10 protein-coding genes are annotated in these 13,823 nt (G+C 39.4%); 8 read left to right on the forward strand and 2 right to left on the reverse strand.

Annotation, left to right across the window (positions count from 1 at the left end; all coding sequences use genetic code 11):
• Position 1: 1 nt before the first annotated feature.
• Positions 2-1,075 carry an ABC transporter substrate-binding protein gene (locus ACPF64_RS13575; RefSeq protein WP_426453885.1) on the reverse strand — a complete coding sequence of 358 codons (1,074 nt, stop codon included), beginning with the start codon at positions 1,073-1,075 and terminating at the stop codon, positions 2-4.
• A gap of 314 nt (positions 1,076-1,389) precedes the next feature.
• On the opposite strand from ACPF64_RS13575, the gene ACPF64_RS13580 reads away from it, so the two are divergent.
• The 4 genes from ACPF64_RS13580 (at position 1,390) to ACPF64_RS13595 (ending at position 4,704) form a co-directional block, all read left to right on the forward strand.
• On the forward strand, positions 1,390-2,523 hold the full coding sequence (locus ACPF64_RS13580; RefSeq protein WP_426453887.1) for an LLM class flavin-dependent oxidoreductase: 1,134 nt from the start codon (positions 1,390-1,392) through the stop codon (positions 2,521-2,523).
• A 190-nt stretch (positions 2,524-2,713) separates the two neighbouring features.
• The gene (locus ACPF64_RS13585; protein WP_426453889.1) at positions 2,714-3,541 is read left to right on the forward strand and encodes a TonB family protein; all 828 of its coding nucleotides are present in this window, start codon (positions 2,714-2,716) and stop codon (positions 3,539-3,541) included.
• 24 nt (positions 3,542-3,565) lie between these two features.
• Positions 3,566-4,300, forward strand: coding sequence for a MotA/TolQ/ExbB proton channel family protein (locus ACPF64_RS13590; RefSeq protein WP_426453891.1), 735 nt, complete (start codon positions 3,566-3,568; stop codon positions 4,298-4,300).
• Positions 4,300-4,704 (forward strand): ExbD/TolR family protein, encoded by a 405-nt coding sequence (locus tag ACPF64_RS13595; protein WP_001018517.1) that lies wholly within the window; start codon positions 4,300-4,302, stop codon positions 4,702-4,704. Before ACPF64_RS13590 ends, ACPF64_RS13595 begins: the two co-directional genes overlap by 1 nt.
• Positions 4,705-4,770: 66 nt before the next feature.
• Here ACPF64_RS13595 and ACPF64_RS13600 read toward each other — a convergent pair whose 3' ends face one another.
• Complete coding sequence (locus tag ACPF64_RS13600; protein ID WP_426453894.1) at positions 4,771-6,354, reverse strand: ABC transporter substrate-binding protein; 1,584 nt, start codon at positions 6,352-6,354, stop codon at positions 4,771-4,773.
• Between the two features lie 285 nt (positions 6,355-6,639).
• Between ACPF64_RS13600 and ACPF64_RS13605 the strand changes: the two genes are divergently transcribed.
• The 4 genes from ACPF64_RS13605 (at position 6,640) to ACPF64_RS13620 (ending at position 13,417) form a co-directional block, all read left to right on the forward strand.
• Positions 6,640-9,252, forward strand: coding sequence for a TonB-dependent receptor (locus ACPF64_RS13605; RefSeq protein WP_426453896.1), 2,613 nt, complete (start codon positions 6,640-6,642; stop codon positions 9,250-9,252).
• Between the two features lie 252 nt (positions 9,253-9,504).
• Positions 9,505-11,835, forward strand: coding sequence for a TonB-dependent receptor (locus ACPF64_RS13610; RefSeq protein ID WP_426453899.1), 2,331 nt, complete (start codon positions 9,505-9,507; stop codon positions 11,833-11,835).
• A 22-nt stretch (positions 11,836-11,857) separates the two neighbouring features.
• The gene (locus tag ACPF64_RS13615) at positions 11,858-13,054 is read left to right on the forward strand and encodes an LLM class flavin-dependent oxidoreductase (RefSeq protein WP_426453901.1); all 1,197 of its coding nucleotides are present in this window, start codon (positions 11,858-11,860) and stop codon (positions 13,052-13,054) included.
• Between the two features lie 213 nt (positions 13,055-13,267).
• Positions 13,268-13,417, forward strand: coding sequence for a hypothetical protein (locus ACPF64_RS13620; protein ID WP_005040649.1), 150 nt, complete (start codon positions 13,268-13,270; stop codon positions 13,415-13,417).
• Positions 13,418-13,823: the final 406 nt, after the last annotated feature.

Here is a 13,823-nt window from a genome sequence, read left to right on the forward strand (position 1 = left end):
TCTAGTTTCCCTGCTTATTGGAGGCATGATTTGCCTGTAAATTTTGAATCGCTTGACGGGTAAACTTCGGATTCAACAGTTCATCTGCTTTGATTGGTGTTTGAATAAGCTGATTTTTCACAGCGTGATCAATGACTTTTGAATAATGCTGTTTCAGAAAATCGACTTGATAGTTAGGTGACCAGTCTTGTTGCCATGTGCTTGCCGTGTTCTGGCTTTCACGTTGAATCACACTAAGCGGTTGACCAAACTTAGTTTGGCTTTGCTGAAACTCATCTTGATGGTGCGCAATCCAGTCCATTGCACGTACTGTCGCATCGGCGAGTAATTGGGTGGTGTCTGGATGTTGCTCAATGTAGCTTTTGCTACCCCAGAGTTCAGCACGCATTTTCCAGTCTGCTGGTAAAGATTGTGACGACCAAATAATTTTACCCAGATGGCGATCTTGCAAAGTAAGCGCATCGCTTAAGGTAAAAAAGGCATCTACACTTTTAGCAGATAAAGTAGCGGCCCCAGCTTGCGGGTTTAAATTCACAATTTGAAAGTCTTTTAAGCTTAATCCTTTACTTTGTATGAGTTGTCCAAAGCTAATTTCCCACGGACGGCCACGATGTAATGCAATTTTTTTACCTTTTAATTCCTCAATAGATTTAATAGGTGAATTTTCTGGAACAATAAGGTAGACGTTATTACCCACACCTCCGGGTACAACAATTTGCGTTTTAACGCCTGTTGCATTGAGCACTACAGCAGGAAGGTTTCCATAAAAAGCAAAATCAATTTTATTATTTATAAAACTTTCATTGACCAGAGTCGCTACAGCAGCAGTCGTCACTGGTTCCCACTTTAATTCAATGTGATTTTGCTTTAATGCTTTTAGAAAAATTTGATCTTGTGAAATCAGTTGTGGTACACCAATAAAGTCCAAACTACCCGAAGTGCCATTGGCAACGACTGCAATTCGGAGTTGTTGCTGTTCAGACTGTTTTGGGGTGGACTCTTCGGTTTTTTGTGCGCCACAAGCAACAAGACCCAAAAAACTAAAACCTAAAACTAGACGTGGAAAAATACGCATATCATCATAAGAATTAAAAAATATAGGGGTATTGAGCAAGAACCAAGCCAATAAAATTATATTAAACAAATCAATTAATTATAATTTTTTAGAATTATTATTGAGGCTAAATGCCACCGTTGTGTTGTGATTGGGACACTCTTTAGCGTTTAACTGTTGAAATATCAACACAGCCTTTAAACTCGATTTTTTAATATTTATATAAAACAGTAGTATAGCTAAAAATTAATTTAAAAAAATAACGGCATGATTCCTGCTCATAAGACTTTTAACGAATTAAATATTGTCAAATCTTTAAATTATCGAGATTCATTATGTCAGTTGAGTTTTTATGGAGAATCCCTGTTCATGGGGATGGTCGTCGAGCACATCAATTACACACACGCGGTGAATGGAATCAATTAACTCCAGCAGTTCAATCTCCACAACGTGTTGCACCACAACATGAAGATCAATTATTTGCTTACTATGACTATGTCCAGCAAGTGGCAAAAGCAGCCGATATTGTTGGTTTTCACGGTGCACTCATTCCTGCTTTTCCACATACTGAAGAGCCATGGGTGTTAGCGTCTGCGCTGGCAAGAGAGACAAAAAGGCTTCGCTTGCTCATCGCAATTCAGCCTTGGTTTATTCATCCAGCCTATGCAAGCCAAATGGCTGCCAGTTTGCAGCGTTTAAGTCAGGGACGAGTAGAGTGGAATGTAATTTCAGGCGGTGGTGGCGCACAGCAACGTGCGTATGGGGACTTTATTGAACATGATCAACGCTATGCACGGACCAACGAATTTTTAGAATTTGTGAAAGGTTATTCGCACCATGCACCTTTCAATTACGATGGAAAGTTTTTCCATGTTGAACAGGGTGGCCTGAAATACCCAATGAATCAATATGACGTTCCGCGTTTGTGGTTAGCAGGTGCGAGTGACGCTGCTTTACAAGTGGCAGGACGTCATGCCGATATTCATTTAACTTGGGGGGAGCCTGTAGACCAACAAAAGAAAGTGATCGAACAGGCCCAAAATTTCTTTGAGCAGAATTCGCCAGAACGGAAAGTTAAATTTGGCATGCGTATCGATATTTTGGCACGACCTACTCAAGAACAAGCATTCCAAGAGCTTAAACAAATGTATGAAACCATTGCCGTTGATGGTAATGCATTTGAACGAAAAGATACTGAATCTGTTGGAGCTAAACGTCAGCAGGCCTTGGCACAGGGCAATCGTTTTGAAGACTTATTTGTAAGTCCGAATGTTTGGGCGGGAATGTCAAATGTAAGAGGTGGGCCAAACTGTATTTTAGTCGGGAGCTATGAACAGGTCGCAGAGCGTTTGCAAGAGTATATTGATATTGGGGTTGGACATTTTATTTTAGCGAGTAATCCACATTTAGAAGAAGCATATCGAGTGGCTGAAGAAGTCTTACCCTTAGTAGGATATAAATTAAAATAATAAACTTAGACCTCTTTGAGAAATCAAAGGGGTCTTGTTGTTTGAACAGCATAATACTGTCTGAAAACCAACATCTTTTGTATCAAACATTTAAAAAATATAAATTAAATTAATAAAAAATAATAACTTAAGTATTTGGCATGGCTTGTGCAACTTACTACTTAATCTTTTATTTTTAGTTTAAGTTGCTATGCGTGAACAAATCTTTAATCCCCATAAGCGGGCTTTGCTCTTTGAGCAATATGCAACAGTTGCAGCCTCAACTGAAATTGCAGATCCGTTTGCACGGCATGATCAAGAAGCCATTCAACCTGCTCCAGAGAAATTAAATAAAGTACTAATTGCAATTATTGCCGTTGCTTCAGCACATCTTGGAATTTGGTATATCGCGAAACAATTACCGACACCAGCGTTAGATATTCATAAACCCGAACCTGTGGTGATTGAAATCGTAAAACCGGTTGAACCACCTAAAGTGATTGAACCCAAAATTCCACCGATTACTGAAAAACCAAAAGTTCCACCTGTGGTGGAAAAACCCAAGCCAATTCCTAAACAAGTGGAACAGCCCAAACCTGTTCAAAAAAGTGTGGAGCAACCTAAGCCAGTTGCAAAAGCGGTGGTGGAACCAACTCCACAAAAAGTTGCAGAACCTGTGGTCACAAAAGAAGTAGTCGCAGAACCGGTTAAAAAAGTGGCTGAGCCTGTAAAAGCGTCAGATGACAATTTACCTGTGACTGAAGCCAAAGGTTATGCCGGATATCTCAGCAACCCTGCACCTGAATACCCTGAACAAGCTTTAGAACGTGGTTGGGAAGGCTCAGTCATTTTACGGGTCAAAGTATTAGCAAATGGCAGCCCGGATACAGTCAGTGTCAAGCAAAGTAGTGGCAAAAAACTTCTAGACAGTGCTGCCGTAAGAACAGTAAAGCAATGGAAATTTTCACCTGCGCTAAAAGGGAAAACCCCTGTAGAAGGCTGGGTCGATGTTCCAATTCATTATCAATTACCGAAATAAAATTTAAATTAAGAGGATATTTTCATGTCAGATATTAATTCATTGATCCATGACGGCACGATCTGGTTATTAGTTACTTTCTCAATTGTGACTTGGGTGTTGATCGTGGTTAAAGTGGTCCAGACACAGCGAGCAACAAAACAAAGTAAGCTTTTTGTAGAAGAGTTTTGGAAAGCAAAAAACTTATCAGATGCAGTAACTAAGTCTGAACTTGGTGAAGGCCCAGCAGCTCGAGTAGCTAACACAGGTTTTCAAACATTAATTGAAGCAGATGAAAAGACACATCAAGACTTACAAAACAGTTGGAGTCGTCAGGACTTATTAGAGCGCCATTTAAGTAAACAAGTTCTAACTGAGCGCCGCCAATTAGAAAAAGGCTCGGCTTTACTGGCTTCTATTGGAAATAACGCACCCTTCATTGGTCTGTTCGGTACAGTATTTGGGATTATCCATGCATTACAAGCCATTGCTCATTCAGGTAATGCGAGCATGGATGTCGTGGCTGGACCAATTGGAGAGGCACTGGTTGCAACGGGTATTGGTATTGCGGTTGCTGTACCTGCGGTACTTGCCTATAACTACTTTGTGCGTAAAGTAAAAACAATTGGCGCAGATCTTGATGATTTTGCAACGGACTTCGTGAGTCTAAATCAAAAAGCAGGATTCCAGCTACCAACTGCTAAAAAAGGTACGACTGGTAATACGGCGCTTAAAGATAATTCTGCTAAAGAAGTGAAAGAGAAAGGAGTGTTTGCATAATGGCAATTTCTACCTCTCAAGAAGACGATGTCGTCAGTGAAATTAATATTACGCCGCTAGTCGATGTCATGTTGGTATTACTCATCGTATTCATTGTGACAGCTCCTTTGTTAACAAATACGGTGAAAGTGAACTTACCCAAGGCGGCACCAACTCAATCTACAGACCAGAATAAAGCTGTGGTGATTAGTGTAAATCCACAAGGTGAAATATTCCTTGATAAAGATAAGGTGACACTTGCGAACTTTGAACAAGAAATAAAGTCACGCAAAAGCAGTAACCCTAAATTAGCTTTAAACTTGAATGCTGATGAGACTGTACCTTATGGAACAGTCGCAAAATTATTGGCAAGTATTGAACGTGTAGGAGTAGATAAACTCTCTGTGATTACAGTACCTAAGTAATTATTACCCCCGTAAAAAAAGCTGCTTCGGCAGCTTTTTTGTATTGTGAGTTTACAGATGAGTATTTTAAGCTTTCCAGAGTTTTTCAAAGCGCCATGTCGGAAAAATCGTATGTTCAGGAGCTAAACCGCCAATATCTTTAGCTGCCGCATCAATAGTATGGCTAAACCCCCAAATGAGCATTCCACCACGTTCATGTTGAATTTTTTGTGCTTGCGCTAAATGGATTTTGCGTTTGGCTAAATCAGGCTCAGCCAGTGCTTTAAAAAATAATTCGCTATATTCAGGGTCTTTAAAGTTCACACGATTGGTCGTGGAAATTGGAGCATCATTAACAACGGCAGTTGATAAATAGGGTGTGCCTACATTGGTCGCATTACTCGAAAGCTGCCACTTATTACGATCAGGGCCGTTAAACGTTGCAAAATCGACTTGTTTAACTCGAATATTCACATTGGCTTGTTTCGCTTGCTCGGCAAAAATTAATGCAGGTTGAGCACTACTCACTGGGGTAACAAGCTCTACACTTAAACCATCTTTAAAACCTGCTTGCGCTAATAGGTTTTTTGCCTCAGCAATATTTTGCTGGCGCTGCGGCAAATTGAGAAAGGCAGGGTCTTGCGGCGAATAAAGATCGTTGGCAATTCGCCCTTGTCCATTTAAACCTCGTTGTACCAATTCCTCTCGATTTGCAATCAAACGAAATGCCTGACGCACTCTAGGGTCATTAAACGGCGCTTGTTGAGTATTAAAGTCAAAACTATTATGCGTATTGGTCTCAGAGCGTATGGTTTGAATGTGTTTTGCCTGCTCCAAAATTTTAATATATTCAGGGGAAATTGCATTTGCTACATCAATTTGTCCAGCCAATAAAGCATTTAATCGAGAAACCTGATCTTTAAAATCAATCACTTCAAAACTATCTGCATAAGGTTTGTCTGCTTTAAAGTAATTATTAAAACGGGTAAAAACAGAACGCTGCCCCGGAATAAACTCTTTGACTTTATATGGACCAGCTCCGACTGGATTATGAATAGGGTCGAAGTCGGTCGGTACAATTCCTCCAAAGTTTACCCAAGTTTCGGGCAGTGCAACAAATCCGGGAATCGTACTAATAAAAGGAATACGAACTGTGTATTCATCTAGTTTTTGAATACGATCTCGGTCAATCCACTGCACCAAATTACGAAATGGTGAAGCGAGTTTAGGGTCTGTTAGGCGTTTAACTGAAAAGATTACATCATCTGCGGTAATAGTTTTACCGTGATGGAATTCTAATCCTTTGCGTAAACGGATTGTCCATTCACTTGCATTATGATTAGGTTCGGCAAACTCCGCTAAAGAAAGTCGGGGCAGCATATTTTCATCCCATTCCCATAACTTATTATAAATAGCGAAACCTCTTGTAATACCACTTCCCGATGCTGAAAGATGAGGATCTAGACTGCCTGATTGTTGTCCTCCAATTAGACCCAAGCGTATAACACCTCCATGTTTAGGCATTGCTGAAGAGGTAGTTTTTGATTCGGTACTATTATCTGGAGAGGGGCCACAACCTGATAAACTGCCCATCAAAGAGACGCCACCTAGCGCCGTGAGACTTTGCGTTAAAAATTTTCGACGTGATAACAGAAATGTTTGATTTGTCATTATAAATACCTGATTAGATCTTCATCTTCTAAGGTATTGCAGAATAAATGCCAATATTTTTATATAATTTTAATATATTTATCAAATGCTTATATAATTATTGTTTTTGGTGAGTGTCTCTATTTCAACAGCTTTGTTGAAAAAATAAACATGAATAGAACTGATAAGTAAACAATGAGAAATTTAAAACAACTGAATCAAATGGTTAAGGGTAATTATTTGACTATTTTTTGGTTGGCATAGGCTTTGCGTAACGCATTGTAAATTTACTTTACTGAGTGTGATATGAGACAGCCTTTTCAATTAAAACCTTTAGTTATTGCGCTTAGCGTATTAGGGGCGACTTTACCGTTATATGTTTTTGCCGAAGAAACGCCACAACAAGCAGGTAATTCTGAAAGTGATGTAATTACTTTGTCCGATGTAGTCGTTACTGGAGCAACCAAGAAAACTACCGTTGTTCCCAAACGCAAAGTTACCTCAATTTATGGAACGGATAGCTCTGTATTGGATACCCCACGTGTAGTATCCCAAGTATCAGAACAACAATTTAGAGAAGATGTTATTCGCAGTGCGGATGATCTCGTCAAATATGCGCCTAGCATTACGCGAGGCGGGGGACAAAATGCTAACTTTGCTCCACAAATTCGTGGACAGAACTCGGAAGTTTTTCAGGATAGCCAACGCATTTACAGTACTCGCCATCCAACCAATCTCAATGCTTATGAAGGAGCCGATATTGTAGCAGGGCCAACAGGTGTAATTTTTGCGCCGACTTCAGGTTCTGGCGGATATATTAACTACCTGACCAAAAAGCCTAATTTTAATAAAGCCGAAACCAATATCTCTGGGACTGTAGGTTCCATTTACTCAGGTAAAGGCGCAGAGCCTAATTTCTCTGTCAGTATTGATCATACGGCCCCCATTTCAAAAGAATTAGCATTTCGCGTGAGTGCAACAGCACAAAAGACAGATGACTATTATGACAATGTGAAAAATAACTTTAATGCATTTTATGGAGCACTTGCTTGGCGTCCAAATGATCGTTTAAGGGTAGATTGGAATATCAGTTACGATGACTATTATGATTTTAATGTCACACATGGCTGGAATAGAGCATCACAACAATCAGTTGATAATGGCCTTTATTACAAAGGTAGAGCTACGCCTATTATTCAAAACGGTTCGACTTTTTGGTCTCCTGTATTTGAATCTGGTGCACCAAACTCTAAAGTCATTGGTTGGCAAACTCGTCAGAAGAACGATAAAAACCAATATGTGGCTGTTGGTGGAGTTCAGACCACGCCGTTACCGAACTCAACTGCCGATCAAGCAGGAACTATTAAAGGTTGGGTGTATGATCCATCAATCCCCGGTAATGAATTGGTCAAGCTAGATGATCATGTTTCAGGACGTAGTGAAGATAAAAATAGTGCCAAGCGATTTAGCACCCAATTAAAAGTAATTAAAGATTTAAATGACCATTGGTCTATTGCAAACAGTACGCTCTATCAAAATAACAAAGATTTAGGCGACTCTGTTGGAAGCTTCTTTACAGATTTAGATCATGAGTTAATTGATAACCGACTAGAGTTTTTAGGCGACTATGATTTTGAAATAGCTGGTGTAAAAATTAATAATAAAAGCAGTACAGGGGGAACATATCGTCATGAGAAGTTTACGTCTTTAGCTGCAAATAATAGTTTTAATATTAATCCTTATGATTTAACCAATGATCCATCGCAGAAGAACCCTGGTGATTTACTGGGGTTAATTAACAATAGCGGTTCAACAGGAGGTTGGATTGGACAAGCCGGAGTACCACAATATTCTCAATATTTTGGTTATTTAAATTTACCGCGCATGTACCCAATTGGAAATGGTTTATATGCAGAAAAAGGTGGCTTCCCACCAAATGGAGGAGGAGCTGTTTATACGGGTTCTGGTTTTTGGGATACGTTGAGCATATTCACTCAGCAAAATTTTACCTTTAACGATGTATTTGGTATTAACTTAGGAATTAACCATAGTTCTGTAAGAGCAAAACTTGAAAATCCACTTGTTTTAACTCCAACAGATATTCATTCATCGAGTGACAAATATAGCCTATTGAGCTACCAACTCAGTACGTTCATTAAGCCTACGGCGAAAAGCACACTCTATTTTACCTATGACAAAAGCACCGCATTAAATACGGGAGTATTTGGGCCTTTCTTGATTTGGGGCGCAGGAAATCAACTCAATCCTTTATCTTTTGACAGTCAAAGTGAGCTAAAAGAAATAGGATTTAAATATGAACCTATCACTGACCAGTTATTTTTAACCCTAAGTGGGTTTGAACAAAAACGAGATTTATCACCAGATACAAATGGCAATATGGCTCGCTTTGAAGTAAAAGGTATTGAGTCATCATTAAGATGGCAACTACAAAAAAATATAGCGATTGGGGGCAATTTCACTTATTTGGATGCTGAATACAGCTCTATTATACCTGCTGGTTTTTCACCATTTGGCTTTCACGCGGACAATGCTACGGTTTGGGGAGACAATAACGCTTTAAACCAACGTAAAGCTGGACGTTATGATGCAGCTGGAATTCCCAAGTACTCTGCTAGTGCTTATGTAGATTACCAACATCAGTCTGGTTTTGGGGCCAACCTATCAGGATGGTGGACAAGCTACTGGTACACGAACCTAAGCCAAACCGTGAAAGTACCGAATAACTATAATCTGGACTTAGGTCTTTATTATCGCCAGCCACAATGGACGGTGGGTCTTAACATTCTTAACCTAACCAATGAACGAAATTTTGTGAATGGTTTGGCAGGAGCGAATAGCGAGTTTTTACAACCCATGCGTCCTCTGACTGTACAGGGTCAGTTTAGTTATAAATTTTAAAACCAATCAATTATTTCCAAGAATCTTAAAAAGCCATACGTCTGTATGGCTTTATTATTAATACGGGATATAAAACACATTAAATCGTGAATGTTGAAATAACAACAATAATACGTTTCAGACTGTCTATCTATCAGCAGTATTAAATCATTTTTATTTTTAAATTTTTATCAAGTATTTGAAATTATTAAAATAAATTAAATGGCATAGAAGTTGCCAATATAAGAATAGATTTATTTAAATGGAGTCACCATGTTTAAGGTTACAAAAATTAGGCAGAGTATTTTAACTGCTATGTGGGGAGTAACGGCGAGTGTTTCGACGTTAGCTTTAGCGAACGATGATAGTGATGCAATTCCTGCTGAGCAACAAGCTCAAGTGGTAAATGCTAAAGATGTAAAAAAACTAGGCGATGTCATCGTTACTGCACAATATCGTGCACAAAACATTCAAAAAGTTCCGACTGCAATTACAGCAGTTTCGGGCAAAGATTTGGCAGCGAAAGGCTCAACATTTATTGGTGATGTTTTAACTTATACACCAAATGCAGCAGCTGAAAACCCAGATGGCGATAGCCGTCCACGCTGGTATATTCGCGGTCTGGGAACTGGCGATGTTGCAGCCTCTACAGTTTTCCCAGTTGGTATTTATGCAGATGGGGTTTATCTAAATGCGCCTGTTGCTGGTGCTGGAGATTTATTCGATTTAGAACGTATTGAGGTTCTCCGCGGTCCACAAGGCACGCTTTACGGTAAAAATACCACGGCTGGTGCAGTAAATTACATTTCACGGAAACCCGTATTTTCAGACAAACCGACTGGTTATGGAACTATAGGAATAGGCGACCATAATCTTCGTACTTTTGAAGGCGCCGTGAATGGGGCTATATCGGATAACGTTGCAGTACGAGGAGCATTCTATTCAGAAGACCGTGATGGTTATGCAAAGAATTTAGCCAGTGGAGAAGACTACGGAGATGTTGATAAAAAATCATTCCGCTTCCAGATACTAGGAAAAATTAATGATGATTGGAATGCTTTAGTCAATCTACATAGCCAAACTTATAATGGTCTTGGTAATAATGGCTCTTTAAGTATTGGAAAATACTGGGGTGTTTATGAGAGACCACAAGGCCGAGATACAAATTTAGATTTACCTGAAAGTAATAAAATTCAACATGATGGCGCTTCACTCACCTTAACAGGAGATTTAGGCGGCGGTCATACTTTTACATCCATTACAGCGTTTGATAAAACCACTCAAAAATCTATTTCTGATGGTGACTATACGCCTTACGATGTAGCAAGAAGCTATAGCGATAATGAGTGGCGTCAATATAGCCAAGAGTTTCGTGTTTCTTCTGATGCTGAAAAAAGACTCAGTTGGATCGCAGGTTTTCACTTCTTTAATGAAGATTTAGACTCAACAGGCGTAAGCGCGCGAGTAAATAAAACATTACCGAATGGCGCTCCAGCTCAAACGGCCGGAACACCAGCTTTTAGGGACATTACCTATAATCAGACTACACAAAGTTTTGCCTTGTTTGGAAACAGTACCTATAAATTTACCGACAAATTTAAAGTAACAGGTGGTCTACGTTGGACAAGTGAAGAAAAAGACATTGATCTAAATCTTGTTCAAATTACCTCAGGCGATTACACCAAAGGCAGTTGGTGGCAAAAGGATGGGTACAGTAATGCGGTCTATAATCCAGCACCTAACGCAAATGGTTCAACAAGCCGTAAAAAGAGATGGAATGAACTGACTTACGATATTACGCCAGAATATGAAATTACTCCTGATATCAACACATACTTCCGTTTTGCTCGAGGTTTCCGTTCAGGAGGTTTCAACACTGGTCTTTCAAGTAGTCTGACTCAACTTGCAGATGTTAACCCTGAATATTTAAACAGCTATGAGCTAGGGTTGAAGTCTAGCTTGTTACAAGGCAATTTAACGGCCAACGCTAATATTTTCTATTACGACTACAAAGATATTCAAACAAATTTATTGGTTGCGACCGAAGGACAGGGTGGAGGGGTAACCTCAGTTTTAGCAAATGGACCTAAGGCAGAAGTAAAAGGTGCCGAATTAGAATTAGATTATTTAGCTACTGATAACTTACGCCTACGTTTTGCAGGGGCATATCTAGACAGCGAATACACAGACTTTGTTGATAAAAACCCAGTAACCAATGTCGTAAATGCTGACAATACAGGTAACAGCTTGGTTCGTTCTCCAAAGTACACCATCGGTTTAGGAGGTGAATATACCTTTAATCTTGATAGTGGAGCACGAGTCATTGTGGGCACTGATGCAAGTTATCGTGACCGTGAATTCTTCTTAGTAAACCGCCAGGATTATTCTGTTGACCCAATCTTAAGTCAAAAAGCGTATACCTTATGGAACGCGAACGTTGGGTATCACAGCGCAAATAATAAATACCAAGTTAATGCTTACGTTAAAAACCTGTTAGATGAAGAATATCAAGTCCATGGGCGACCAAATGGTCCTGCTGGGCAATATGTCTTAACCTATGGAAACCCACGTCAAGTTGGTGTTTCTCTCACTGCAAAATTCTAAGCTTTGCTTTACGGAGACAATAATGGGAATTGAATTTTTTACACGTTTGCCGCTTCATGGTGAAACAGAATTTTTACCCGGTGATCCACGTAATCGCGGTGATTGGGCCAATATTGAAAATGTTGAAAATACCGGAGCGGTTTCTAACTATAACGTAGGTGATGATTTTACCTATATTGATTATCTAAGTCAGATTGCACGGGCTGCAGAAATTAATGGGTTTGCTGGCGCACTCATGGTGAATGCTCCAACGGGTGAAGAGCCTTGGACTGTATGTTCATTACTTGCTCGAGAAACTAAAAAACTTAACTTTGTAACTGCGTTCCAACCTTATCATTTTAGTCCATATAATGCCGTGCAAACTGCGGCAACTTATCAGCGTGCAACAGGTAATCGGCTGGTTTGGAATATTATTAATGGCGGTTCGGAAGTGATTCAACGTCAAGTAGGTGATGATTTACCTCATGACGAACGTTATGCACGTGCTACAGAGTTTCTAGATGTTGTAAAAGGATATTGGAATAACCCTTCATTTCACTATCAAGGAAAGTACTATTCGGCAGAAGGTGGTGGATTAAAATATCCATTGAATAAAGCGAGCCTTCCTATTATTTGCACCGCAGGTTCTTCGGAAGCTGCTCGCGAATTTGGAGCAAAACACGCTGACTATTATTTAATGAGAGCTGAAAAACCTGAAGAAATCGCGGCATTGATTGCCGATGTACGTTCACGTGCCAAAAAGTATGGTCGTGAAAATATAAAATTTGGTTTATCAATAGATACAATCGCTCGCCGTACTGAACAAGAAGCGTTGGCAGAAGCACAGCGTTTTCTTGATGAAGCTGCTGAAAAGCAACGCTTACATGCAGCAGCAGCCCATGCGGGTTTACGTTCAGCACGTGTACTGAGCTTCGAAAAAGAATACGCTGAAAAAGATGGTAGTAAAAATGTCAGCGACTTCTTTATACATCCAAATGTCTGGTCTGGCTTTGGCTATATTGGTGTGCCACCAGGTGTTGCTTTAGTGGGAAGCTACCAACAGATTATTGAGCGTATTCAAGAATATAATAGCATTGGCATAGAGCTGTTCTTTCTTGCAGGCTATCCACATCTTGAAGAATCATATCGACTTGGTGAGCACGTGCTTCCATACTTTAAAAAGCAACGTACTCGATTACAGCCTACAGTAGCTACACCAGAGTTTGATATTGCACTTTAACAAGTGATCGTTGTAAATATGCCTGATTAGTAGGTTAGTCAGGCTTTTTAATTTTTATCTATGTATAAGTTTCATTTTGTTAAGCAATTTTAAATATTTAAAACCACTATTATCAATAGCTTATATGTTTAATTAACCCGAATTTATTCTAAAGAATCTTCATTCTGAACCTGAAAATTCAGCGTGATAAGCATCGGATAAAGGCTATTTATCATGACAAACGTACATAATATCTTTAAAGACAAATTACTCAAAGAGATGCACGTGCTAGAGATAAAGGCACAGAATATTCATCTAATTTTGCAATCAGAGAAATTCGATCGTGGGCTTGAGCAAAATGGTGCCATGTTCACAGGCAGTTAAACTTGCAGCAATATTTTTTATCGTACAACTGTGATGGTAAGGCAACAGCAAGAAGACATGTAGCTAAAAGCTTGATAGAACTAAAGACTTAATAAAGAATTATATAATTGTTCGTATAATGTATATTATGTTAAACAGAAGATTTGGAAACCTACCATATATAAAGCTCTGGCTACTCTACGTTGTTACTACGCCGTTTATGCTTCATTACACTGAATTATTAAAAGCTTGCTCGACTGCATCTGTTGCTCAAGCAACTTACTAAGCCGTGGCACTCTTAACTACTTAAACTGTCTTAACCCTATTTCTAATCTTAGCCAGAATAATTCTCTAGGTAGTTTCCTATAAGTTGTAATTACACTTTTATATTTACTCTAGTGAACTGCACATCACCTTTACGAGCTGT

The sequence above is a fragment of the Acinetobacter sp. KB005 genome (genome assembly GCF_049949095.1).
Lineage (GTDB): Bacteria > Pseudomonadota > Gammaproteobacteria > Pseudomonadales > Moraxellaceae > Acinetobacter > Acinetobacter calcoaceticus.